This is a genomic window from Pseudemcibacter aquimaris (assembly GCF_028869115.1).
GTDB classification, from domain to species: Bacteria; Pseudomonadota; Alphaproteobacteria; order Sphingomonadales; family Emcibacteraceae; genus Pseudemcibacter; species Pseudemcibacter aquimaris.
Map to the genome: position 1 here is coordinate 557,627 of NZ_CP079800.1, position 26,021 is coordinate 583,647.

The window sequence follows — 26,021 nt, forward strand, 5'->3', positions numbered from 1 at the left end:
ATTTTGACAATTTAAGGCTAAAGAAGATGAAAAAAGACACAGGAAAAAATAAGGAAATTACGGATAAATGGCGGCTTCAAACGAAGCTTGTTCGCGGCGGTACATACAGAAGTGAAATCGGCGAAACAAGTGAAAGCATGTTCATGACATCCGGATATGCTTATGACTGTGCCGAGGATGCGGCCGCCCGTTTCGAAGGTGAGCAAGACGGATACACATATTCGCGCCTACGTAACCCGACATGTGCGATGTTTGAAGATAAAATGGCCCTGATCGAAGGGGCAGAAGCGGCCCGTTCAACCGCGACCGGTATGGCCGCAATGACGCAAGCGATGCTTTCGATCGTGAAAGCGGGCGATCATGTGGTTTCAAGTAAGACGCTATTTGGATCATGCCGCGTGTTCATCGAAAATATCCTCGCGAACTTTGGGGTTAGTTGCACGCTTGTGGATGGTGATGATAACGAAGCATGGAAAAATGCGTTTAAGCCAAACACCACAGCGGTATTTTTAGAATCGCCAGCGAACCCGACACTTGATGTTGTGGATATTGAATTTGTTTGTAACGTTGCCCATGAAAATGGCGCGCTTGTGGTGGTGGATAATGTTTTTGCAACGCCGCTACTACAAAAACCGATCCAAATGGGTGCGGACATCGTAATATATTCATCAACAAAACATATTGATGGTCAAGGGCGCTGCCTTGGTGGTTGTATTTTGACATCAGAAGAAATTTTGGAAGAAAATATTTTGCCGCTTATCCGCCATACTGGTCCAAACCTTAGCCCCTTTAATGCATGGGTCATGCTTAAGGGTATGGAAACAATGGATCTGCGTATTGATCGTATGTGCGAAAATGCAAGCAAGGTTGCGCATGGTTTGCGTGATCTGGGTTGTTTTGAAACGGTTAATTATCCGGGGTTTGCGGATTTCAAACAACGTGATCTGGTTGAGAAACAAATGAGCGCTGGTGGTACGGTCGTAACTGTATTTATGCCGGAAGGACGCGAGCAAGCTTTTAAGTTTTTAAACGCGTTAGAAGTAACGGATATTTCCAATAATATTGGTGATGCAAAAAGTTTAATGACCCATCCGGCGAGCACGACCCACAAATCGGTCGAGGAAGAAGCACGACTTGGCATGGGTATTACTGAAGGCATGTTAAGGCTTTCTGTTGGGCTTGAACATCCAGATGACTTGCTCGAAGATTTCGCAAAAGCAGCACATGCAGCAGGTCTAAAGGTATAAGAAAGTCATATGGACGATAAAAAAACATATAAATCCATTACCAATGATATTGGTGTGTCAGTAGAACCATTTTATCTGGATCAGGAATCTGAACCGGATGAGGGGCGTTATGTATGGGGATATCAGGTTCAGATTGAAAATCACGGACCTGATACCGTGCAATTAAGACGTCGCCACTGGATCATTACCGATGGAAATGGTATGACACAAGAAGTCGAGGGCGAAGGCGTTGTTGGTGAGCAGCCCGTGCTTGAACCCGGTGAGGCATATGAATATACAAGTGGCGCGCCGCTGAGAACACCATCAGGTTTTATGGTGGGAAGCTATAAAATGCAGGCAGGTGACGGCACATATTTTGATGTTGAAATTCCAGCGTTTTCATTGGATATGCCAACATCATCAAGACGTTTGCATTAAGCCAAAGCGTTGCATAAAGGAAGAAGAATGACTGATAAACCAAGCCGCGAAGAAGCTGAAGAAGCAGTAAGAACATTACTTAGATACGCAGGCGAAGACCCGATGCGTGAAGGGTTACTTGAAACACCAAAGCGCGTGGTTAAATCATATGATGAATTTTATAAGGGCTATACAGAAGACCCGCATGAATATCTATCACGTACTTTTGAAGAAGTAAGCGGATATGATGAAATGGTGGTTTTACGTGATATTCCGTTTGAATCACACTGTGAACATCATATGGCACCGATTATTGGTAAGGCTCATGTTGGTTATCTTCCGAAAGATAAAGTAGTTGGCATCAGTAAGCTTGCGCGCGTTGTGGAAACATATGCAAAAAGACTTCAGGTTCAGGAAAAAATGACGGCGGAAATCGCAGATTGTATTCAAGACATACTTGAACCATATGGTGTTGGTGTCGTTATTCAGGCGACACATGAATGCATGAGCACACGTGGTGTCCACAAACATGGTGTATCCATGGTCACAAGCCGTATGGCTGGTGCATTTCGCAAGGATGAAAAAACAAGACGCGAATTTTTGGCCGTGGTTGGGCCAATTGAATCCTTAAGGGGATAAACAAAACAAGGGGCGAGGGAATTGGTTGATTTTCGACCCATATGGATGGTTTCGGGAATATTCCTTATCATTATTGGTATCGGGATGTTGTTTCCTGTTGCCGTCGACCTTTTTGTATCCAACCCCGATTGGGAGGTATTCGCCCTTATTTCCGGTGTGGTTCTTTTTTCCGGTAGCAGTCTTTATCTAGGGAACCGTGGGGAATATGACGAATTTTCAGTGCAGCAGGCATTCATTCTTACGTTTGTGTCATGGATATTGATGCCGGCGGCCGGCGCACTACCGTTCGTATTTTCAGAATTATCATTAAGTTATACCGATGCTTATTTCGAGGCCATGTCAGGCATTTCAACAACCGGATCAACGGTGATCACAGGACTTGATACGGCGCCGCCGGGCATTCTTTTATGGCGTAGTATGCTGCAATGGTTTGGTGGTGTTGGAATTATCGTGATGGCGGTTGCGATTTTGCCGATCCTGCAAATCGGCGGTATGCAGCTCTTTAAAATAGAAAGCTTTGATGTATCTGATAAATTATTGCCGCGGGCAACACAGCTGGCATCAGCGTTATCGCTGCTTTATATCGGTCTTACTGTGATTTGCGCCGTGACATTCTGGATCGTCGGTATGACCCCGTTTGAGGCGATCAATCATTCATTTACAACCATCGCCACGGGTGGCTTTTCCACATCTGACGGATCAATTGGTCATTTCGACAGTGCGGTTATAGATTATACAGTGACCATTTTCATGATCGTCGGAAGCCTTCCGTTTCTTTTGTATTTGCGATTGCTCCGTGGGCAAAAGGACGGCTTTTTCCATGATTCTCAGGTGCGGTGGTTTCTTGCTTTAACTTTTTTGTTAATTAGCCTTGTTGTATTATGGAATTGGTCACAGGGCGTATATGATTTTGAAGAAGCCTTGAGATACACAACATTTAACATCGTTTCGATTTTGACTGGAACTGGGTATGCGACCACGGATTACACGATGTGGGGTGCGCTTCCGGTTATGGTTTTCTTTTTCATTATGTTTATCGGAGGGTGTGCGGGATCAACATCATGCGGTATTAAAATTTTCCGTTTTCAAGTGCTTGTATCCATGACAGCGGCTCATTTTAAAAAATTGCTGCGCCCAAACGGTATTTTTATTCCTCGTTATAATGGCGGCGCCATTGATGAAAGCGTTACTGGTTCCGTGATGTCATATCTGTTTTTATTTGTGATTTGTTTTATGTTCTTGGCCTTTGCGCTTTCATTAACGGGACTTGATTTTGTCACGGCCGTATCCGGCGCTGGCACGGCAATGGCGAATGTCGGCCCGGCACTTGGCCCTATCATCGGCCCATCCGGCACATTTCAGGAATTACCGGATATATCAAAATGGCTGCTGACTTTCGGCATGCTGCTTGGCAGGCTGGAATTATTTGCAGTACTGGTATTATTCTCACCTAAGTTTTGGCAACGTTAAGTAGAATATTTTTTTACTGACAACTAAAAAAATAGTGGTTAAGCTGACGACGGTTTATTTAATGAGAGGGGGGACTTATGTCAGACAATCCTATAGACAACAATCAAACTGCGGAAAACATTCACAAAATTAATTATTCAGGATCTACGTCCGAATTAATGCCGATTGTTTTGAAAAACTTATTTTTCACAATCATCACTTTTGGAATTTACAGGTTTTGGGCCAAAACAAATTTAAGGAAATATTATTGGAACAAAACAAAATTGGATGATGAAATATTCATTTATACGGGCACTGGTGGCGAATTGTTTTTAGGCGCAGTGATTGTATTCTTTTTATTTGTTATTCCATTTACAATATTGTTTGGTTACGTATCAGCAGCGTATCCGACTATAGCGCCTTTTCTTCCTATTGTGCTTTATCCATTTTTCATATTCATGATTGGTGTCGCCATATACCGTGCACAAGTTTATCGCATGTCACGTACATATTGGCGCGGCATTAGAGGGGCGCAAACACCAGGAAGCATGGCTTATGGCTGGCTGTCTATCAAATACGCTATTTTGTATTTCCTTACATTGGGATTAATTGCACCATATGCAATCTGTAAAATGTGGAACTTTATGTTTGATAATAAACGATTTGGCAGCGGATCATTCAAATCTGACGCTAAATCAAAGCCTTTGTTTAAAGTGTGGCTCATGACATATGTTGCTATGATCGTAATCGTTGGCGGCATTGGATCAATGTTGGTGGATGCATTTGTTAGTCAAAATATTCCTATGATTATAACCGGATATTTAATCATTTTTGTTGCTATGAGCGTTGTTTTGGCATGGTTTCAAACGGCCATGTATAATACGCTGATTAGCAGCGTTACATTTGAAGGTGCAAAGTTAAACTTTGAAATGGATGTTATGAAATACATCCTGTTTTCACTTAAAAATACTTTGATTTTAATCTTCACATTGGGGTTAGGCGCGCCTTTTGTCATGCAAAGATGGGTAAGATTGTTCTGTGAAGAATTATCAATTCACGGTCAGATCGATTTTAGCAATATTTCACAATCACCTGAACAAGGGCCAGAATTTGGTGAAGGGCTCGTTGAAGCGTTCGATATTGGGTAAATCGTGAAATTAAAAGCTTTATTTTATGACGGTAATACAGCGTTAGCTCAATCCATTGAGGTGGTTTTGCTACCCAATGGATTTGAGCTGCCTACAGGGGAAGTTTGGGAATATGGCTTGCTCAAGCTAATTTCCCAGAAAAAAGATCAAAATCAACTGACTTACCGCCATAAAAATCAAAAAGATCCGTCTTTAACCATCCTGTTTGAGGGTGAAAAAGATCTTAATAAAAGAGATTACTTAAACAGAGTTTCCAAGCATTTAACGGGCGATAATAATTGGCATTTTGTTCGCTGGCAGATTGTCTCAGCGGCGGCCATTTGCTGTTTGGCATTTGTTTTTTATTTGGGTTATCCGTACCTGAACAGAGCTATTGTTGCGACAGTACCGGATACATGGGCGGAAAAAGCGGGTGATTTGGTTGTTGATGCATTATACCAGCAATATACATCAGATACTTGCCATAATCCTGCAGGTGATGTAGCCCTTGGTAAAGTAATTAATTCCTTGGAAGTTGATGATCTACCTTACCCGCTTAGGGTTGAAGTGGTTGATAATCCGCTGGTAAACGCAATGACCGCGCCAGGTGGTCGCATTATTATTTTCAATGGTTTATTGCAACAAGCAGAAAGTCCGGAAGAAGTGGCCGGTGTCTTAAGTCATGAAATTGGCCATGTATATTATCAACACCCTATGCAGGGCCTAGTAAACGTAATGGGCTTTAGCATTATTGGATCATTTTTAGGGGGTGATGCGGCGAGCATCGCGATCATAGGACTGAGCTTGACCTATAGTCGTGACCTTGAAAGGGATGCGGATGAAATGGCATTGGACATACTCAGAAACAATGAAATAACAGCAAGCGGAATTTTGGATTTCTTTAAGAGAAATGAGGAAAAAAAAGAAGATAACATTGTTGCAGAAATCGCAGATATTTTTTCTACTCATCCCTTAACTGAGGAAAGAATTGATCTTTTCAATAATCACATAGAAACATACGAGAAATCTTTAATATCTAAAACGCTTCTTTCGGAAACTGAATGGCAGTCTTTAGTCAATATCTGTTCAGCAGTTGAGGAATAAAGACCGCCATTTGTTTTTAGATCAAGATCTAGGTGGCCATGCTTTTTCAGGCATGTCGAAACTTGGTTCACCAAGCAGTGGGCTTGAAAGCAAATAAATTCCGTGATTAACAAATAACCAGAATAGATTTCTATCATATTCCACATAAACGCTGTGGCTTAAGTTGCCCATGGCGAAACCCGGTACTTTTTCTTCATCAAAACGTGGGACAAAATAGGCGGCGATTTCTGGGTTTTTGGGATCGGTCGCATCAAATACCTGAAGGCCGGCGTTATAAAAATTAAACGGCAAGATCCCTTCGCGTGATACGCCCGGTTGATGGTAATACCCAGTTCGTTTAGGACCAAAGCTTCCACCGCGTTGGCAATAATCAGTGTATGGTGCATCTTCTGGTGCAGTAGGACGCGGAAGGACACCAATATTCTTTGGGTTTTCAGGATCGTTTACATCAAGAATATAAACATCCTTGTATGGTTCCCAGCAATCTTCATTTAACGGGTACCCGGAATAATAAATCAGGCCGCTTGAATGATATTGACTAATATCGATATAATCACCCTCTGTTCCGGCAACGCTCGGCGGGAAATCAAGGTGGCTGATGATATTCATATTGGCTGGATCAGAAATATCAACCACATAAAACCCAAGTCCACCCATCGCGGCAAAGCCGTACTTTCCTCCTTCATCAACAGGTGTCGGAATAAACAGTGACATACGTGCACCAAACCAGCTAGTGCGGTTACCGGCACGTGGATTTGCGGCAAAGATTGCTTCATCTTCCGGATTACCGAGAATTTGTCCTGGCATGGAAATCGAACCAACGAATTTAGGGTCAGCGGGATTGGACATATCCCATGCCTGATATCCTGCGGAATAAAGATCATTTGGATATTCCGTCAACGCATGATTATCATCTGGTGCTGCAGCAACGAACATGTATTTACCACCCGTCCATTGCGGGATATCGCGCACACCTGAACCTTGTTGATTACCAATTGGTGCATCAGGATTGGTAAGATCGGTTGTTCGTTCCGCAAGTAGTGTCCAGTCATCCGGCATCGGGCCATCCATACGATAAACTTTAAATCCTTTTAAATGGGGTGATTTACGAATGGCTTCAACATTTTTTGGTTGGGTTCTTTTATCAGAAAGTAATCCGAACCTGCGAATTTCATATGCTTGTACCATGACATAAGCATTTTGGGCCTCGCTCCATTGTATGGTGGCGGCGCCAAACATTTCATCTTCCGGATATGGGTTGGTTTCTTCGTTTGCCGGGCCATGTGGTCCCCACTCTGCACCACGTGTCAGCAGCACTTTGATATCTTTAGGGTTAGTGATATCGAATATTTTTAAATCACGTCTTACATATTGATACATATATCTGCGACCGTCAAAGTCGACAATATTCTGCCATGTGTGGAATGGTTCAACGGTGATGGGGTAATATGCCTCCACCTTCATATTATGGGCGTAATCATTGGCATCCCAATAATCCAGTTTTCCTTCGAAATCCTGACTGTCGTGTTGTTCCGGTGTTGCAGCGGGATGCTTGAAAATTCCCGTTTCTGGGTCCATACCGTAGCTATCCTTGGATGGATGGGGCGGTGTTCTGTCAGGGGAAAGTGCATCTGAACCACGTACATAAGGATCGGGAATATCCATGGCGACTGCTGGTGAGTGATCTTCAGTATTTTCTTCTGTCATAGCGGTGTTTTCACTCGCGCATGACATAAGCAAGCAGCCCATTGCGACACCGGATAAAAACTTAAAAGAGTTTAATTGCATTGTTATCTCCTGAAGATCGTATTAATCTACGAACAGGTTAGCCAAGGTTAATAATGGCTGCAACTGCAAACTATACTCAAATATATATTGTTTTAAGGTGTTGATATAATAAAAAAATTATAGGTCTATTGATGTCTCGTCTTACTTCCGGGGAAATTTTATCCAAGCTTATTTCGTTTAATACGGTCAGTTCAGAATCAAATATGGAACTGATTGAATATGTCAGGGACTATCTTGCGGAATATGGAATTGAGGCCCAGATTATCCATGACAAGGTTGAAAAGAAAGCAAATTTGCTTGCGGTCATTGGGCCAAAAGATGTGGCAGGCATAATGCTTTCCGGACATACGGACGTGGTGCCGGTTATAGGGCAGGACTGGCAAACAGATCCATTTGAAATGATCGGGATGGATGATAAATATTATGGTCGTGGCACCTGTGATATGAAGGGGTTCATTGCCTGTGTTCTTGCGAAAGTGCCGGATTTCGCGGCTGCTGAATTAAAAGAACCCATCCATCTTGCCTTTTCATATGATGAGGAAACAGGATGCACTGGTGTTCATAGTTTGGTGGACGTTGTAAATGAAATGGCGGTGAAACCGCGTGCCTGTATCGTGGGTGAACCAACAGAAATGAAAGTGGTCAATAGCCACAAAGGCATTAGACATTTACTAACCAAAGTTTACGGCCTTGAAAATCATTCCAGCACAGACCGTGGTGTCAACGCCGTCAGTTATGCAGCGGAAATTGTTGTGTTTCTAGATAAATTACAAGAAGAAATGCGGGGAAGAGAACCCGAAATAGAAGGGTTTGATCCACCATATGCCACTATCCACGTGGGACGCATGACTGGCGGCCATGTACAGAACATCACACCGAACTATTGTGAAATTGAATGGGATTATCGCCCCATACCCGGAACGGATGAGGATGAAATTTTTAACCGTTATCAGGAATACATTGATACGGTGATTTTGCCTAAAATCTGTGAAAAATCAGATGAATATGGGGATGTAAAAACCGATTATCTGGCGAAGGTACCGTGTCTTTTCCCGGAAACAGGATCGGATGCAGAAACGCTCGTTAAGCATTTAGCGGAACAAAATTCGACCCATGTTGTCTCATATGGTACAGAAGCCGGTATTTTCCATCAAAAGGGTGGTGTGCCAGCAGTTGTGTGCGGGCCGGGCAGTATTTTACAAGCTCATAAAGCCAATGAATTTGTCGCTATTTCAGAATTGGAAGCATGCGATAAATTTTTGGACCGTCTTTTTGAAATTATAAAAAAATAAAATTTCCGGTTCACAAATCAAAATTTTAATTGTAAAACGGGCAAATCATTGAACAAGGCAGAAAAAATGATCGAACGTATTTTAAACATAAATGCATTCTTAAGCGCGAAGAAGCTACCTTCTTCTGCGTCACTTCTGCTTGGTTCACTTCTACTCCTCGGTTTGGGTCGACTTACTCGCCCCTGAGCGCTTAACCATTAAAAGCTAGATTATTAGCGAGCGTTTAGGGGAGAAAATCCAAAACGCCGGAATTCCTTATATTTTTATATTTGTATTGTCCGGAAATATGATAAAATATTTTAATTGAATTAGAAGGACTTAAAGTCAATGAGCAGAGATAAGAACAGGGTTATCATTTTTGATACGACCTTAAGAGACGGGGAACAATCACCAGGTTGTTCTATGACGTTAAATGAAAAATTACGTGTCGCTGAAGCATTGGAAGAACTTGGCGTTGATGTAATCGAGGCTGGTTTTGCCATCGCATCCAATGGTGATTTCCAAGCAGTTTCACAAATTTCCGCACTTTTAAAAGAAACAACCGTATGTTCGCTTGCACGTGCATCGACGAAAGATATCGACCGTGCATGGGAAGCGTTGAGGGGGGCAAAGCGCCCACGTATTCATACATTCATTTCTACAAGCCCGCTTCATATGGAACATAAATTGAATATGTCACCAGAAAAGGTATTGGAAAAAATCGCGGAAAGCGTTTCATACGCAAGAAATCTTTGTGATGATGTTGAATGGTCATGCGAAGACGGAACACGTACCGAAGAAGATTATTTATATAAATCTATTGAAACGGCGATTAAAGCTGGCGCAACGACGATTAATGTGCCGGACACAGTCGGATACACAACACCCGTAGAATATACGGAAATGATGCGCAAGATCATTGAAAATGTGCCAAATTCAGATAAGGCGATTTTCTCAACACATTGCCATAATGATTTGGGTCTTGCGGTTGCGAACTCAATCGCCGCGGTTGAGGGTGGCGCGCGTCAGATCGAATGTACCGTTAACGGAATTGGTGAACGTGCAGGTAATGCAGCATTAGAAGAAATCGCCATGGCCTTTAGAACTCGTCATGACATGCTTCCTTATACGACAGGGATCGTTACAGAAAATATCACCAAAACATCGCATTTGGTGTCATCTGTGACCGGCTTGAATGTCCAACATAATAAAGCAATCGTTGGGGCCAACGCATTTGCCCATGAAAGTGGCATCCATCAGGACGGTATGCTTAAGAATGCAGAAACCTATGAAATTATGACCCCTGAATCTGTTGGGCTTGGTAAATCAACATTGGTGATGGGTAAGCATTCCGGTCGTCATGCCTTCAGTGAAAAATTGAAAGAACTAGGGTACGAATTAGGCAACAACGAATTTTTAAGTGCGTTCCAGCAGTTTAAGGATTTGGCCGACGCGAAAAAGGTTGTCTATGACGAAGATATCATTGCAATCGTTGATGACGGCATGCGTGATAATGATGGAATGCAGATCACATCATGGAAATTTGTCTGCGATCATGGTGTTCCTAATAGTGCTACTTTTGAAATCGTTGCCGATGGTTCCGTGAAAGAAGTTCATAGCGAAGGAAACGGACCAGTGGACGCGGCATTTCTTGCCTTAAGTTCATTGATTGAAGGTGAGCCAGATTTGGAACTTTATCAAGTGCATGCTGTGACCAAAGGAACCGATGCACAGGCAGAAGTTACGGTGCGTCTTTCCGATGATGGAAGAACGGTGAACGGTCACGCAGCACATACCGACACATTGGTTGCATCGGCCAAGGCATATTTAAACGCAATCAATAAACTTCTTGTGAAACGCGAGAAGGGTAAGCCAGAAGAAATGGCCGTTTAAAATAGACATTTTTATAGGGCAATTCATGTTTTTTTGTGAATTGCCCTAAAATCGCCAATAATCCCCCTCAAAAGCCCATATATATTATCTTTATTGATCAAATTCTGATAAATAATTTGCAATCAGATTCGTATGTTAATACAAACATATTATAGGGTTGCAGAAACCATAAAAATATTATGAACCGCGCATGAGCGGATAAGGGCAAAAATTGAATGTTTGAAAAAATTCTCGGCATGTTTTCATCGGATATGGCAATCGATTTGGGAACAGCGAATACACTCGTATATGTAAAAGGTCGCGGTATCGTACTGAATGAACCATCTGTTGTCGCACTTAAGACATTAGGTGGCGTTAAAGAGGTGCTCGCGGTTGGTGAAGCTGCGAAAATGATGCTTGGCCGTACGCCGGGTGATATCGAAGCCATTCGTCCGCTTCGTGATGGTGTGATCGCCGATTTCGAAGTTGCCGAAGCAATGATTAAAGACTTCATCCGCAAGGTTCATAACAGAAGCATGATGGCCAGCCCGCAAATCGTGATTTGTGTGCCATCCGGTTCAACACCTGTAGAAAGAAAAGCGATCCGCGACAGTGCCCTAGAAGCGGGTGCAAGACGCGTATTTTTGATCGAGGAACCAATGGCCGCCGCGATTGGTGCTGGGCTTCCGGTAACGGAACCAACAGGATCAATGATTGTTGACATTGGTGGTGGTACATCCGAAGTTGCGGTTCTGTCACTTGGTGGTATCGTCTATTCATCATCGGTTCGTGTTGGTGGCGATAAAATGGACGAAGCGATTATCGCTTATATCCGCCGTAATCATAATCTGCTTATCGGTGAGAGCAGTTCAGAACGCATCAAAAAAGATATCGGTACAGCTGCCGCACCAGAAGACGGGGTTGGTCAAACCATGCAGATTAAAGGCCGCGATTTGATGAACGGTGTTCCAAAAGAAATCGTGATTGATCAACTGCAAATTTCAGAAGCGCTCGCAGAACCAATCAGCGCCATTATCGAGGGCGTAAAATTCGCACTTGAGCAAACACCACCGGAACTGGCAGCAGATATCGTTGATAAAGGTATTGTGCTGACGGGTGGTGGTGCGCTTCTTCGTGATCTTGATAAGGTTCTAAGAAAAGCAACTGGTCTTTCAGTGATTATCGCGGAAGAGCCGCTAACATGTGTGGCACTTGGTACTGGTCGTTCGCTTGAAGATGAGATTCTCAAGCACGTACTTAGCGATTCATATTAATTTCAATTCATTTGTTAAGGGAGGGAGCCGGCAAATAAATGAAGAAGTTAGGTCAGAAATATATCGCCTTCTTCTTTATCGTTGCTTCGCTTGCCTTGCTGATAATCGGGCGTGGTCAAAACGCGCTTATTGAACAGACACGCGCGCAGATTTTTAACGCGATTATTCCCGCAATTCAGGTGGTGGATTTTCCCCGTGAAACCACATTTGGTTTTTCCGAATGGGTTCGGGATGTGGCGACGGTTTATTCGGATAATGAATTTTTGCGTGAAGAAAACGCAGAATTAAAACGTCAACTTGCAGCATCAACCGAACTTGAAATTGATAATCTGCGACTTAAGAATTTGTTGAATATCAAGGACGGTACCGTAACAACCATCACCGCGTCCCGTATTGTATCAGATAGCAATAGCCCGTTTTTTAAAAGTATGCTGATCAATAGCGGTACAAACGATGGTGTTGCAAAAGGGCATGCTGTCGTTAATGAAGAAGGTGTGATCGGCCGGATTATTAATGTGGCATCCAATTCCGCGCGGGTTTTGCTGCTTAATGATATCAACAGCCGTATTCCCGTGAAATTTGCTGAAACGGGCGTTAATGTTATTCTCGCTGGAAATAATACTGCCCTGCAACGTATTGAATTTATGCCGCCAGAAGAAACGGCCCGTGTCGGTGATGTCATTTTAACATCTGGAATGGGTGGGGTATTCCCGCCAGATATTCCGGTGGGTTTGGTTAGCGAAATTACAGAACTTGGTGAAATTATCATTAAGCCTTCCATTAATCTCGACAGACTTAATTATGTCAGCGTTATTGAATATGAAATTGCGTCATTCCCAACCCTTAATACACCATCACAAGAGGTTGAAGATTCTCCACCATCAGAAAATGAGGAACAACAATAATGAATATTGCGTCCCCCTCTGAAAAATCAATTGGTCTTAAAGGTATCATACCTTTCCTTTCGATTTTTATTCTGATTCTTTTTATGGTGCTGCCCTATAAATTGGCACTTTTTAGTGATATAATGCCGTTTTTAACATTGATTGGTGTCTATTACTGGAGCGTTTTTAGAGCGGAGCTAATGCCCACATGGTGTGTGTTTTTGCTTGGACTTATTCAAGACATCTTGATGGGCAGTCCGTTTGGTATGATGCCATTGCTGCTCGTTATTGTTCAGCAAGTGATCTTTATACAGGGGCCGAGGTTTCTTGAACGGGATTTTATTTTCAACTGGTTGGTGTTTGTGATGCTGGTTGCTGGATTTGCAGCTGCGTCCTGGGGAATTGCATCAATTTATTTCAGATCCATGATGGAATATTGGGGATTAATTGGACAGGCATTAATGACGGTTGCTTTTTACCCGATCATCACATGGTTACTTGGACAGGTAAGGAAACTACTAAAATAAATGAAATCGTCTGACAAAAATAAGATGAAAATGTACACACGCCGCGCGACATTGGTTAGTGCGGGCATGATGTTGCTTTCGTCTGCGCTTGTCGGACGGATGTATTATTTGCAAGTTACAAGCCGCAGTAAATATGAACTGCTCGCGGAAGAAAACCGAATTAGCGTTCGCTTGCTTGCGCCAACACGAGGGGACATTGTTGATCGTTACGGAAACCCTTTTGCGACCAGCACGACCGATTACCGCATCAATGTGATCCCTGAAGAAACAGAAGGGTTACAGGAAACACTGGATGCTATTGGTGCCTATATTCCAATTTCTGAACGTGATAATGAACGCATAATCAGGGCATCGAAAAAACAGCGATCCTTCCTTCCGATTAATGTGGCTAATAATCTGGATTGGGAAACATTTTCCAAAATGAATGTGAATATGCCGGACTTGCCGGGTATTCAACCGGATATGGGAACGACAAGATTTTATCCTCAACGGGAACTTGGTGCACATATCATCGGATATGTCGGCGCCGTCAATGAACAAGAATTACAAAATGATAGTGACCCGTTATTGGAGTTACCGGATTTTAAAATCGGCAAAAACGGTATTGAAAGGGTTCTTGATGACAGGTTGCGTGGTGGCGCAGGAAACAGCCAGGTAGAGGTTAATGTACTTGGCCGTGTGATCCGTGAACTGGAAAGACAAGATCCTGAGCCCGGCAATCAGGCGCGTCTAACACTTGATCTGGAAATGCAAAGCTTTATTGCGGAACGGTTAAAAGATGATACTGCCGGCGCTGTGGTGATGGATATTCATACTGGTGAAATTCATGCGATTGTGTCTAACCCTTCGTTTGATCCAAATGATTTTAATGGTGGTATCAGTCAGGTTAAATGGGATGCGCTTAGAAATGATATTCGTAAACCGCTCGTGAATAAACCGGTCAGTGGCCAATATTCACCGGGTTCCACATTTAAAATGATTGTGGCACTTGCCGGACTTGAGGACGGTATTATCACAGCAGAAGATACGAAATATTGCGGTTACCGTTATCCATTTGGGGATCGGGTATTCCATTGCTGGAATAAAAATGGCCATGGAGATATCAATTTGGTGCAAGCACTTGCGCAAAGTTGTGACGTTTATTTTTATCGATTAGCGCGTGAACTTGGCATCGATAAAATTCATGCAATGGCCGCGCGTTTCGGTATTGGAGAACGTTTTAACATCGGCATTATGTCAGAAGCAAGAGGGATCAACCCCAACGGCAGTTGGAAATTCGGTATGGTCGGTGAACGTTGGCAAGGTGGCGATACCATCAATGTGGGCATCGGGCAAGGGTATGTTTCAACCACCGCTCTTCAGCTTGCCGTCATGACGTCACGTCTCGCCAATGGTGGCAAGATGGTTTATCCGAAAATTTATTTTGATGAGAATAACAACACCGTTCCAGAAGATATGGGGATTAATCCAGACCATCTTGATGTTGTCTTAAAGGGTATGGAAGATGTTTATTACCACCAGCGGGGTACAGGTTTCCGCTATAGGTTAAGAAATAAAGATTATAAACTGGGTGGTAAATCGGGCACGACGCAGGTAAGGGGTATTTCCGCCGCAGAACGCGCTGCAGGCGTAATTGATAACGAAGACCTTGAATGGGCTAAACGGGATCATGGCTTATTTGTCGCGTATGGCCCAACAGAAAATCCAAAATATGCAGTTTCCGTGCTATTGGAACATGGTGGTGGTGGTGGTTTTGCCGCGCCCGTGGCGCGCGATATTCTGGAGTATGTTATTGACCGCGACATTGAACGCAATCAACAAACTAATCAGCAACCAAGTATGTCAGGACAACCCGTATAATGGCAATGTCAGCACGCATAGGAAGTAATAAACGTATAGGCCTTAGGCAAAAATTTGCTGAGCTTAATTGGTTTATTGTTTTAATTATTTGTGCGATTGCGGGCCTTGGTTGTGCCATGCTTTATTCTGTCGCAGGTGGCAGTATGGAACCGTGGGCAAAAAATCAAGCGATCAGGTTTGGTGGCGGCCTTGTGTTAATGCTTGGTGTTGCTGTGATTGATATACGGTTCTGGATGTTTCTTGCTTACCCGTTATATGCGGCGGCGCTTGCCATGCTTGTGGTGGTGGATGTCATGGGTGAAATGGGCATGGGGGCGCAGCGTTGGATCAGTCTTGGGTTTATGAACCTGCAACCATCGGAATTTATGAAAATTGCTCTTGTTATGGCCTTGGCGCGGTATTTCCATTGTTTAACCGATGATGAAACCGTGCAGTTAAAAAGCCTGATTAAACCGATTATATTAATTGTTTTGCCTGCGGTGCTTGTTTTAAGACAACCTGACCTTGGCACCACGCTTTTGATTATCATGGGTGGTGTTGCAATTCTATTTGCTGCGGGTGTTCGTATGTGGCTGTTTGTCGTTAGTTTTCTGGCGATGTTCCCCGCAGCATATGGTGCATGGCAGTTTCTTAAGGAATATCAAAAACAACGGGTCAGAACATTCTTAAATCCGGAACAGGATCCACTCGGGGCAGGGTATCATATTATTCAGTCAAAAATTGCCCTTGGTTCTGGTGGTGTTGACGGTAAAGGGTTTATGCAAGGCACCCAAAGCCAGCTTAATTTTTTACCAGAAAAACAAACCGATTTTATCTTTACTGTGATTGCAGAAGAGTTGGGACTAATTGGTGGGTTAAGTCTGCTTGGGCTTTATATCGTGTTGATTGGTTACGCGATGATCATCAGTATGAGTGTGAAAAGCCAATTTGGGCGACTTTTGGTCCTTGGTATGGTGATTACATTCTTCCTTTATATGTTTATTAATATCGCCATGGTGATGGGCTTGCTTCCGGTGGTTGGTGTACCGCTTCCGCTCGTGTCATATGGTGGTTCTGCCATGCTGACATTGCTTGTTGGTTTTGGATTAATTTTAAGCGCAGCCATCCATAAAGAAACCACCATCCCACGGGGTGGGGCGTTCGCTTAAAAATTTTTTTTACGAAAAATGAAAAAAAGGGTTGCGTAATATTTTTTAAAGGTGTATATAATATATATCTACTGAGCAACATGCTCTTCTAGATAAACAGGCTGAGCTTCCCCCCCAAGGGCTCGGCCTGTTTCCTTATTGGGGGTATTTATTTATCATACCTGTGGCAAGTGACAAGGTGATCATTAATGATACCAACCGCTTGCATAAATGCATAACAAATGGTCGGGCCGCAAAATCCGAATCCCCGTTTTTTAAGTTCTTTGCTCATGGCGCGTGATTCTTCACTTTCGGTGGGCACGTCGCTCATGGATTTAAAGTTGTTTTTCTTGACTTCACCGCCCGTAAAGCTCCAGATAAATTCAGAAAATGCACCTTCACGTTCTTTTTCAATCTCAAGATAACTTTTCGCGTTTTTGATGGTCGCGACAATCTTCATACGATTCCGGATGATGCCCGTATCATTCATTAATCGTTCAATATCATCGTCGTCGTATTTTGCGATTTTTTCAGGATCAAAACCATCAAACGCACGGATGAAACCATCACGTCTTTTTAAAATGGTGATCCATGAAAGACCCGCTTGAAAGCCGTCCAGTATCAGTTTTTCCCATAAATCACGGCTGTCATAGACGGGCACACCCCATTCTTCATCGTGATAGGCCGTATATATCGGATCATCTCCGCACCAGTCACATCTGACTATTTCATTCATTATCCATCCAATCTGGTTTATATGGTGTGACGGTTATGTCACCGCATTGATATGGCTTATCCATTTCCATCTTGTCTATCCGAAACAGCGCAATGGCGGTGTCACCTGAATTTGATCTTATATCACCAATTTTATTGCCATTTTCATCTGTGATTTCTGTGCCGAACTCTGGTGCTGGGCCAGATAATTTAACTGGATACATTAATTTTTTAATTTTACCGCGATATTTCATGCGCGCGATAACCTCTTGCCCGACATAACACCCTTTATCAAAATCGACGCCATTTAGTGCTTCGAAATGTCCTTCTAAGATCGTACTTTTGTCGGTGATGAAATCATTTGTGCCTTCTGGAATACCAAGGGCAATGCGGCGGGAATGATATTCATTCGTTTCATTTGCTGCTTCTTCACCAATGGATCGATACCCCATTTCAGGGTTTCTTGGGTCTTGAAAGCAAATATCGTTAACTGATTTTTCTGATGTTGCTAATACATTCAAATCCGCGCTTCGGTCGATGATTTCAACGTTTGATCTTAATCGGTACATCAGTAATTTTTGAAATAGTTTCGGCAATCCTTCCAGTTCACAATCCAGATAAATAACGCCCTCTTTTTCAATCAGGAAAAAATCATGAAGAAATTTTCCCTGTGGTGTTAAAAGCGCGGCATAAATAGCCTCGCCAGCGATAAGTGGTTTTACTGAATTTGTGATGATGCCACGTAGTAATGCGTGGCGATCTGGTCCGGCGAGCGTGATGATGCCGCGGTCTTTTAGAGTTTCTTTCATAATACCCGTATTGTTTAATTATTATTGCGATACACTAACATTAATATATGTTAGAGAACAATTTTTTAAAGTTCGAACTGGTAAGAAAAAGTGACTATTGATGTAATTATAAAAGGCGGGACCGTCGTTTCCCATATGGGGATAGAGCGTAAAGACATCGCAATCCGTGATGGTATCATCGTGGCTATGGGGGATTTATCCGGCATTAACAGTAAAGCCGTACATGATGCGGGAGGATTGCATATTCTGCCAGGTGTAATTGACACCGATCTTTCAATGGGTGAAACACCGGAAAATGAATGCCGTGCAGCCATCCGTGGTGGCGTGACGTCAGCTCTTATCCATGGGGGCACTGATGGATTATCCATTGATCATGCCAAATACATTAATGTGACTACAGATAATGTTGATGCTGCTATTGATATGGAATTGGATGATGGGATAGCGGGATTATCTGTTTCGATGGTAGACGGTCTTAGTGATGATAAATCGCTGCATGAATTACTTTCCAATGCAAAACGCCGAGTTACTATTCATGCGGAAGATCACGATGAACTGGAAAAATCAAAATCAAAAATTAAGCCGGGTGAAATTGCCAGTCATAATGACTGGCATAACGAAAAGGTTCAAACAGAAGCAACGCGCCGTATTTTAGCAATAGCGCGTGGGGCAGGGCAGCCGGTTCATTTGACGCATGTTGGTTCTGATAAGGCGCTTGGAATGATTGCGGCTTATAAGGAACTTGCTACATGTTCACTTTCACCACATCATATGTTTTTATCTACGCCACATGCTTATAATCATTTTCAAGAATATGCATTGATTGACCCGCCCGTTGGTAGCGATGAAATCAGAGAAGGTTTATGGAAAGGATTAATGGGTGGGATTGTTGATATGGTCTGTTCGTATCATCAACCGATTGGTATCAATGATAAAGAACCGAATTATCCAAATTGTAAAAGCGGGGCACCATCCGTTCAAACCATGTTGCCGTTACTTTTGGATCTCGTGAATAACGATAGGCTTTCATTACAAACTGTTATTGATCTTACCAGCACTGGTCCGGCACGTGCTTTTAATATTGTGAAAAAGGGGCGTGTGGCGGTTGGTTATGATGCTGATTTCACCATTATTGATTTGAATAAAAAGTGGATGCTTGACGATGATGATGTGGAAAGCGGGTGTGGATGGGACCATTATGCTGGCTGTGAATTCCACGGTGCTGTAACCGGCACTATGATCCGCGGTGAACTCGCCCTGTGGAATGGCGAACTTACAGGCAGCACCAAAGGTGAAACCTTAAAGTTCACTGACACATTTCAAGAATATGAAAAACTTTAAACCTTTTCATCCACAGGGAACATTTCAGGTTTTCCCTGTGTGACTTGTTCCGGTAAGTTTTCGATATAAATTGATTGGCTCGGGTACGCAAAACCGCTGCCGTTATTTTCAACGATTTCTTTGATCGCCAAGGCAAGCTCTTCTTTAATTTCAAGCCATTCGCCCCAAACGGTTGTTTTGGTGAAGCAATAAAGCATGATGTCAATTGAGCTATCATTAAAGCTGTCGATACGGATGAAGGTGGATACTTCCGGTGGCTTGGCGAAGTCATCATTGGTCATGATGTAATCTTCGATTTCTGCACGGATTTTATTTAATTGTTCACGGCTTGTGTCATACAGAAGCCCTATTTTCCAGTATATGCGTCGGTGGCTCATGCGGGAAAAGTTTGTAACAGCATTATCAGATAGTTTGGCATTAGGCACATAAACCGGGGCTTTATCAAAACGGATTACTGTTGTTGTTCTGAAGCCGATTTCTTCCACAGTGCCTTCGACGACGCCGTCAATTTTGACCCAATCACCCGGATGGAAACGGCGTTCACCGATTATGAAAATGCCGGAGATCAGATTTTTAAACAGGTCCTGTGCACCCAGCGCAACAGCCACACCAAAAAGACCAAGACCGGCAATAAGCGGTGCCACCTGAATACCCCATATTTCGAGGATTGACGCCGCACCAAGAAAAATAAACAAGCCATGCATGGCTTTAATCAACCAATTGATCATGCTGCTTGAGAATATTTTCTTTAATTTTCCGAACGTCAGACTAAGTGGGCCGATGATGTTATAAAATGCCCAGAAAATATTAAAAGTAATCAATGAACGGTTCAGGTTTTCTGCGCCTTCTGCCAGATTTCCATCAAGGGTAATGATTTCAGTGGCGAAGAAAACACCAAGCACGATAGGAAGGAAACTTAATGGCCCTTCCAACACTTCTATAACCTCATCATCCATTTCAGTTTCTGTTTTGGCGGTGATCGCTTTTAATCTACCGATGATGATACGGCTGAAGACATGACGGAAAAGCATGAATAGGAAAAAAATAAGCGCTGCGGCCAGCATTTTTCCAACATCAACGCCGTAAAGGCCATTATTCCAAACATCAAGGACCAGATTCCAGAATTCCTGTAATGATGTCATATCCATATTGTCATTTTCCCGTCAGGTTATTGTCATATGGGTATATAATCCATTGTTTCAAAAAAAGTAAATCAATTACGGCAAAAAATATGATACTATGGTTTTAATAACCCACAATGAAACACAATCAAAAGGGGAATGTTCCGATGTCAGATGAACCAATTAAAACCGATATGATAATTGTTGGGGCAGGGCCAGTGGGCCTGTTCGCGGTATTTGAAGCGGGATTATTGGGTTTGAAATGTCATCTGATTGATAATCTGGATCGCCCGGGCGGTCAGTGCACTGAACTTTACCCTGAAAAACCCATTTATGATATTCCAGCACGGCCAAAGGTCACCGGACAGCAACTTGTTGATGATTTGATGGAACAGATAAGCCCGTTTGATGCACAATTTCACTTAAGCCAGCAGGCGGAAAGTTTGACGCAACTAGATTGCGGTGATTGGATTATGGAAACAACAGCGGGTGTAGAGCTGCAGGCGCCTATCATTGTTGTTGCGGCAGGTGCCGGTAGCTTTGTGCCAAAAAAACCACCCTATAAAGATATCGATTTATATGAAGAAAATTCAATCGATTATGCGGTTCATAAAATGGAAAAGTACCGTGATAAAGAATTGATTATTGTTGGTGGTGGGGATAGCGCACTTGATTGGGTGATGGCATTACAGCCGATTGCCAAGAAAATAACCCTTGTTCATCGCCGAGAAGGGTTCCGCGCCGCACCAGATAGTGTGTCGCAAGTGAAGCAAATGGTCGCGGATGATAAAATTGATTTTGTTATTGGAAATGTCAAAGAATTAATTGGTGAAGATGGGGTGTTAAATTCTGTTGGTATTGATCCAATTGATGGTGGCCGCATTCATGTAAACTGCGATTATTTAATGCCATTTGTCGGTCTAAAAATCAGTTTGGGACCCATTGCCCATTGGGGTTTAAATCTAAACAAGAAACACATCATGGTTGATCATGAAACGTTTGCCACTGATGTGGATGGAATATACGCAATAGGGGATGTTTGTTCATATCCCGGTAAGATTAAATTAATCCTGACCGGATTTTATGAGGCAGCTGTAATGTGTCATTCATCCTTTAAATATGCCTTTCCGGATCGGAAAATGGCGACGGGTTATACCACAACAAATACAGCAATTCAGGAAAGGCTTGGCGTATAGTTAGAAAGGGTCTAATATCCCGGTCGGAACGGGTGTGGAAGAAAGAAAATGGGGGTATATCTTATTCATCCTGTATTAAGCAGTGCGAGAGTAATATTCAGGCATGATGAGAATCAGTGCGTTCATAATGGTTTTGTTGGTTGGCTTTGTAGTGGGGCCAATGATTTCGCTTGCCCAGGAAATAAGGGAAGCACCAACCGCACGCCAAAACATTAGGCCCAATGGGGCACTGCCGGGACCGGGTCAAAGATTACGCGTTCCAGACCAGTTTTTCAGACATGATCAGGCGCGTGATGCGGTTCGTTCCGGTAATATTTTATCGCTTTCTGCGATCAGGCGCGCTGTCAGCTCACAGTATCCAGGTAAAATTGTTGATGTAAGGTTGCTTGTCCCGAAAAGACAAGGGATGAGCTATCTTTACGATGTAAGGGTGCTAACCAGAGGGGGGAAATTGCTTTCCGTAACGGTTGATGCACAAAATGCAAAAATTCTCGATGTTAAAGGATAATAATAAAAATGAGACTATTGCTTGCGGAAGATGATCCGGATTTATCACGTCAGTTAAAAAGTTTTCTTGAAGATTCCGGTTATGCGGTTGATGCGTCACTGGACGGCGAAGACGCACATTTCCTCGGGGAAACGGAAAGTTATGATGCGATTATTCTTGATCTTGGCCTGCCCGTGATGGACGGGATCAGCATATTAAAGAAATGGCGTGACGCTGGTATTGATACCCCTGTTTTAATTTTGACGGCACGTGACAGTTGGTCGGAAAAAGTCGCCGGCCTTGATGCAGGTGCCGATGATTACGTTCCAAAACCATTTCAAATCGAAGAGGTTCTTGCGCGTATTAGAGCCCTAATACGCCGTGCGGCAGGGCAAGCGTCATCGGAAATTTCAATTCAGGGTCTTACATTAAATAGTGCCACGTCAAAGGTTACAGTAGACGGGATGCCGATTAAGCTAACGGCGCAGGAATATAAGCTTTTATCATATATGATGCATCACCCGAACAAGGTGATTTCCAGAACGGAACTAACAGAACATATTTATGATCAGGATTTTGACCGCGATTCAAACACAATTGAAGTGTTTGTCACACGTGTTCGCAAAAAAATCGGTATTGATATCATTAAAACCATAAGAGGACTGGGGTACCAGCTTGTCTCTGAATAAAGAAGTGCATATCGACGATGGTGTCAGACGTAAGCCTTTATGGGTCAGGCTGGTAACGATATCAGCCGTATGGATGGTGCTTGCACTTGTGCTTGCTGGATATTTATTATCCGTGGTTTTCCGCGATACGTTAGAACAAAATTTTGATGATCGTTTAAATGGTTTATTAGAAAATCTGGTTGGGATCAGTGTTGATGATACTTCTACTGTGCTTAATTTCACAAGAAATATGGCTGACCAACGATTTGAACAACCTTATTCCGGATGGTATTGGCAAATTTCACCAGAAGGGTTTAATCCGCTTAGATCAAGATCGCTTTGGGATGTGAATCTCGATGTTGATTTTAGTGAAACGCTTGACGGCACCAGATTTAGGGAAGCTACTGGGCCAGAAGATCAGGTTTTAAGGGTGATTGAACGGGACGTAACATTGCCGGACAGTGATGTGGTATACCGTTTTGCGGTGGCAATTGATACCATTGAAATTGAAAATCAGGCCATAAGGTTTGATCGAATTCTGGTATTTGGGCTTTCAGCACTGGGACTTGGTTTGCTTGCTGCGTCAATTTTGCAGGTGTTTCTTGGTCTAAAGCCGCTAGCGCATATTAAAGAAACACTTAGCGAGGTCAGAAGCGGCGAAAAGGAATATTTGCCAAGTGATTTTCCCCGCGAAATTCAGCCGCTTGCAGATGAGTTAAATGCGCTTATTGATCATAATAATGAAATTGTTGAACGGTCCAGAACGCAAGTTGGTAACTTGGCGCATGCTTTAAAAACACCGATTGCTGTTTTGCGGAACGAAGCGCGCATGAACGAAGACAATGCAATGGCAGGGACGGTTAGTAAACAAACTGAAAATATGCATAAGCATGTTGAACATTATTTAAAACGCGCCCGCGTAGCGGCAAACATTAAAACCATCAGCAGCCATTCGCAAATAATGCCATCCATAAATAACATCGCACGGGCGCTTGGTAAAATTCACGATGATAAATCCATTGAAATTATTCCAATGACAGATGAAGACGGTCTTTTGTTTAAAGGCGAAGTGAATGATTTCGAAGATATGGTCGGCAATTTGATGGAAAATGCCGCCAAGTGGGCGACAGAAAAAGTTCAGATTTCTTGCGAAAAAATAGATAATCAGTTGAAAATCAAAATTTGTGATGATGGCCCCGGCATTAAAGAAGAGGAACGCGAAGCCGTATTCGGTCGTGGCAAAAGGCTTGATGAACAAAAGCCGGGTACAGGACTTGGTCTTTCCATTGTAAAAGATCTATCGGACCTGTACGGCGGGCAAGTTGAATTATCCGATCACGATGATACATATGCAAAAACGGGTCTTTGTGTTACATTAATACTACCATCGGTTTAGTTTTCTGAACCTATTCTGACTTTAGCTGAATTCCATATTCAGAATTCGTTCAGTTTCACTTTGATATTCTTTTTTCATGATCAAGTTTTGAGGACGAAGAATATGAAAAAAGTTACAGCAATTGTTTTATGCGCATTCAGTCTTACTGCCTGTCAGGAAGGTAACAACGAAGGTTTCGGTACATTCCTGGGAATGGTTGGTGGTGCGGTTATTGGTTCCGCGATTGCCGGCGATGGCGCGAGCCATGATGGTAAAGCATTCGCTGTAATGACCGGTGCGATTGCGGGTGCAGCGATTGGTAATAGTATCGGTAAAAAACTTGATGAGGCTGACCGCATTAAAATGTATCAGGCGCAACAAGTCGCTTTCGAAAGTTACCCATCTGGTCAATCATCAAACTGGTATAATCCGGATAGCGGTAATCACGGAACATATACCCCTCGTCCAGCATATCAAAATGACCGCGGTCAGTATTGCCGTGAATATCAGCAAACCGTGACCATCGGTGGTGAGCTTCAGGAAGCATACGGCAAGGCTTGCCGCCAACCGGATGGTAGCTGGAAAATTGTAAATGACAGCGTTTAAGTTGAGAAGAGAGTATTATTAAACAAGTTCATGCGTATGAGTGTCCCCGGTAATTCTGTATAACCCTTCCCCCTCACAATTTGTGCAATATCGGGGGCACTTAAACTAAAAAAGGAGGTCATTTGGCCTCCTTTTATTTTTTAAATGACGCAAATGCCAGTGATAACCATCCGAGCAATAAACATAATCCCCCTAATGGAATGAGCAAATGAAGCGGGTTAGTTCCCAATATCGCTAGGATATAAAGATTGCCACTGAATAGCAGAATGCCCACTAAAAATGAGTAACCGGAAAGTTTTAATTTCTTATGATTTTCTATGTGCGGCCAAAGAAGACCGATAGCAATTAACGCAAAACTATGGGTAAGATGATAAAGGCTTGCGGTTTTAAACTGAGAGAGCCCCTCATTATCCATGAGAGGCTCCAAAGCATGGGCGCCCATGGCGCCGATTAGAACGGCAAGGAAACCTGATATTGCTCCTAGCCTGATCCAAAAATTCATTAGTTCACTCTGATTAATTCAACTGTGAAAATAAGATCTGCATTTGGTGGAATTGGGCCACCTGGTGTACCAGATGGGCCATAACCAAGATCAGAAGGAATGAAGAATTTATATTTTGCACCTTCCTGCATTAATTGAACACCTTCTGTCCAGCCACGAATAACACGGTTTAGCGGGAATTCAGCCGGTTGACCACGGTCATAGCTGCTGTCGAATTTTGTGCCGTCAATCAATGTGCCTTCATAATGAACGGTTACCATATCAGTTGCCATTGGGCGTTTTCCTGAACCTTCAAGTAAAACTTTATACTGAAGACCGCTTTCGGTTACTTCGATACCCGGTTTTGATTTGTTTTCTTCTAAAAAACTTGATGTCGCGCTCATTTCTAGCTCCATGTTTTCTGCTGTATCAGCGGCTTCTGCTGCTGCATCTGTTTCTGTTGATTGTTCCGAACAGGACATAAGAACAAAAGCTGACGCAGAAAGTACTAAACCCTTAAAGAACGTATTAATTTTGAATGGCATTAAAAACTCCATTTTCTTTTCAAAATAAAAATTGTGATGCAAAACGTATATAGCAATTTTGGGGCAGTTCCAAGGCGGAATTTAACCAGCCCAAAATGTTACATTTTCATGTA

24 protein-coding genes and 1 pseudogene are annotated in these 26,021 nt (G+C 42.9%); 19 read left to right on the forward strand and 6 right to left on the reverse strand.

Annotation, left to right across the window (positions count from 1 at the left end; translation table 11 throughout):
• Positions 1-26 precede the first annotated feature (26 nt).
• From metZ to KW060_RS02645, 6 genes are all read left to right on the forward strand, one after another.
• Positions 27-1,247, forward strand: coding sequence for an O-succinylhomoserine sulfhydrylase (gene metZ / locus KW060_RS02620; protein WP_249036930.1), 1,221 nt, complete (start codon positions 27-29; stop codon positions 1,245-1,247).
• A 9-nt stretch (positions 1,248-1,256) separates the two neighbouring features.
• Positions 1,257-1,664, forward strand: a complete 408-nt coding sequence (apaG, locus tag KW060_RS02625; protein WP_249036929.1) for a Co2+/Mg2+ efflux protein ApaG — start codon at positions 1,257-1,259, stop codon at positions 1,662-1,664.
• Positions 1,665-1,691: 27 nt separating this feature from the next.
• Positions 1,692-2,282: a GTP cyclohydrolase I FolE gene (gene folE, locus KW060_RS02630; RefSeq protein ID WP_249036928.1), complete on the forward strand. Its 591-nt coding sequence runs from the start codon at positions 1,692-1,694 to the stop codon at positions 2,280-2,282.
• Positions 2,283-2,303: 21 nt separating this feature from the next.
• Positions 2,304-3,752 (forward strand): TrkH family potassium uptake protein, encoded by a 1,449-nt coding sequence (locus KW060_RS02635; RefSeq protein WP_249036927.1) that lies wholly within the window; start codon positions 2,304-2,306, stop codon positions 3,750-3,752.
• Between the two features lie 77 nt (positions 3,753-3,829).
• Positions 3,830-4,879 (forward strand): YjgN family protein, encoded by a 1,050-nt coding sequence (locus KW060_RS02640; RefSeq protein WP_249036926.1) that lies wholly within the window; start codon positions 3,830-3,832, stop codon positions 4,877-4,879.
• 3 nt (positions 4,880-4,882) lie between these two features.
• Positions 4,883-5,962 (forward strand): M48 family metallopeptidase, encoded by a 1,080-nt coding sequence (locus KW060_RS02645; RefSeq protein WP_249036925.1) that lies wholly within the window; start codon positions 4,883-4,885, stop codon positions 5,960-5,962.
• 21 nt (positions 5,963-5,983) lie between these two features.
• Here the strand turns inward: KW060_RS02645 and KW060_RS02650 are convergent, their stop codons facing one another.
• On the reverse strand, positions 5,984-7,750 hold the full coding sequence (locus KW060_RS02650; RefSeq protein WP_249036924.1) for an LVIVD repeat-containing protein: 1,767 nt from the start codon (positions 7,748-7,750) through the stop codon (positions 5,984-5,986).
• Positions 7,751-7,881: 131 nt separating this feature from the next.
• Between KW060_RS02650 and argE the strand changes: the two genes are divergently transcribed.
• From argE to rodA, 7 genes are all read left to right on the forward strand, one after another.
• Entirely contained in the window at positions 7,882-9,042 is a 1,161-nt protein-coding gene (gene argE / locus KW060_RS02655) for an acetylornithine deacetylase (protein WP_249036923.1), read from the forward strand.
• 327 nt (positions 9,043-9,369) lie between these two features.
• Complete coding sequence (locus KW060_RS02660; RefSeq protein WP_249036922.1) at positions 9,370-10,914, forward strand: 2-isopropylmalate synthase; 1,545 nt, start codon at positions 9,370-9,372, stop codon at positions 10,912-10,914.
• A gap of 215 nt (positions 10,915-11,129) precedes the next feature.
• A complete protein-coding gene (locus KW060_RS02665; RefSeq protein ID WP_249036921.1) occupies positions 11,130-12,167 on the forward strand; it encodes a rod shape-determining protein in 1,038 nt (345 codons plus the stop codon).
• 38 nt (positions 12,168-12,205) lie between these two features.
• The gene (mreC, locus tag KW060_RS02670) at positions 12,206-13,072 is read left to right on the forward strand and encodes a rod shape-determining protein MreC (protein ID WP_249036920.1); all 867 of its coding nucleotides are present in this window, start codon (positions 12,206-12,208) and stop codon (positions 13,070-13,072) included.
• Positions 13,072-13,578 (forward strand): rod shape-determining protein MreD, encoded by a 507-nt coding sequence (gene mreD / locus KW060_RS02675; RefSeq protein ID WP_249036919.1) that lies wholly within the window; start codon positions 13,072-13,074, stop codon positions 13,576-13,578. Before mreC ends, mreD begins: the two co-directional genes overlap by 1 nt.
• Complete coding sequence (mrdA, locus tag KW060_RS02680; protein ID WP_249036918.1) at positions 13,579-15,438, forward strand: penicillin-binding protein 2; 1,860 nt, start codon at positions 13,579-13,581, stop codon at positions 15,436-15,438.
• Positions 15,439-15,443: 5 nt separating this feature from the next.
• Entirely contained in the window at positions 15,444-16,586 is a 1,143-nt protein-coding gene (gene rodA, locus KW060_RS02685) for a rod shape-determining protein RodA (protein ID WP_420833169.1), read from the forward strand.
• Positions 16,587-16,734: 148 nt separating this feature from the next.
• Here the strand turns inward: rodA and KW060_RS02690 are convergent, their stop codons facing one another.
• The gene (locus tag KW060_RS02690; protein ID WP_249036916.1) at positions 16,735-17,301 is read right to left on the reverse strand and encodes a DNA-3-methyladenine glycosylase I; all 567 of its coding nucleotides are present in this window, start codon (positions 17,299-17,301) and stop codon (positions 16,735-16,737) included.
• Complete coding sequence (gene ygfZ / locus KW060_RS02695; RefSeq protein WP_249036915.1) at positions 17,294-18,088, reverse strand: CAF17-like 4Fe-4S cluster assembly/insertion protein YgfZ; 795 nt, start codon at positions 18,086-18,088, stop codon at positions 17,294-17,296. Before ygfZ ends, KW060_RS02690 begins: the two co-directional genes overlap by 8 nt.
• Before the next feature lie 90 nt (positions 18,089-18,178).
• Between ygfZ and KW060_RS02700 the strand changes: the two genes are divergently transcribed.
• Positions 18,179-19,429, forward strand: coding sequence for an amidohydrolase family protein (locus tag KW060_RS02700; protein ID WP_249036914.1), 1,251 nt, complete (start codon positions 18,179-18,181; stop codon positions 19,427-19,429).
• On the opposite strand, the gene KW060_RS02705 is transcribed toward KW060_RS02700, so the two are convergent.
• Complete coding sequence (locus KW060_RS02705; RefSeq protein WP_249036913.1) at positions 19,426-20,577, reverse strand: mechanosensitive ion channel family protein; 1,152 nt, start codon at positions 20,575-20,577, stop codon at positions 19,426-19,428. The genes KW060_RS02700 and KW060_RS02705 overlap by 4 nt on opposite strands.
• 140 nt (positions 20,578-20,717) lie before the next feature.
• Between KW060_RS02705 and KW060_RS02710 the strand changes: the two genes are divergently transcribed.
• From KW060_RS02710 to KW060_RS02730, 5 genes are all read left to right on the forward strand, one after another.
• Positions 20,718-21,746, forward strand: a complete 1,029-nt coding sequence (locus KW060_RS02710) for an NAD(P)/FAD-dependent oxidoreductase (RefSeq protein WP_249036912.1) — start codon at positions 20,718-20,720, stop codon at positions 21,744-21,746.
• Positions 21,747-21,849: 103 nt separating this feature from the next.
• The gene (locus tag KW060_RS02715; RefSeq protein ID WP_249036911.1) at positions 21,850-22,254 is read left to right on the forward strand and encodes a PepSY domain-containing protein; all 405 of its coding nucleotides are present in this window, start codon (positions 21,850-21,852) and stop codon (positions 22,252-22,254) included.
• Between the two features lie 8 nt (positions 22,255-22,262).
• Positions 22,263-22,922, forward strand: a complete 660-nt coding sequence (locus KW060_RS02720) for a response regulator transcription factor (protein WP_249036910.1) — start codon at positions 22,263-22,265, stop codon at positions 22,920-22,922.
• A complete protein-coding gene (locus KW060_RS02725) occupies positions 22,909-24,297 on the forward strand; it encodes an ATP-binding protein (RefSeq protein ID WP_249036909.1) in 1,389 nt (462 codons plus the stop codon). Before KW060_RS02720 ends, KW060_RS02725 begins: the two co-directional genes overlap by 14 nt.
• Positions 24,298-24,399: 102 nt before the next feature.
• Positions 24,400-24,882, forward strand: a complete 483-nt coding sequence (locus tag KW060_RS02730; RefSeq protein WP_249036908.1) for an RT0821/Lpp0805 family surface protein — start codon at positions 24,400-24,402, stop codon at positions 24,880-24,882.
• 133 nt (positions 24,883-25,015) lie between these two features.
• On the opposite strand, the gene KW060_RS02735 is transcribed toward KW060_RS02730, so the two are convergent.
• Both KW060_RS02735 and KW060_RS02740 read right to left on the reverse strand, forming a co-directional pair.
• A complete protein-coding gene (locus KW060_RS02735) occupies positions 25,016-25,384 on the reverse strand; it encodes a DUF423 domain-containing protein (protein ID WP_249036907.1) in 369 nt (122 codons plus the stop codon).
• Positions 25,384-25,809 (reverse strand): annotated as a pseudogene (locus KW060_RS02740) (FKBP-type peptidyl-prolyl cis-trans isomerase); the annotation flags it as partial. The gene KW060_RS02735 and the pseudogene KW060_RS02740, both read right to left, overlap by 1 nt.
• Positions 25,810-26,021: the final 212 nt, after the last annotated feature.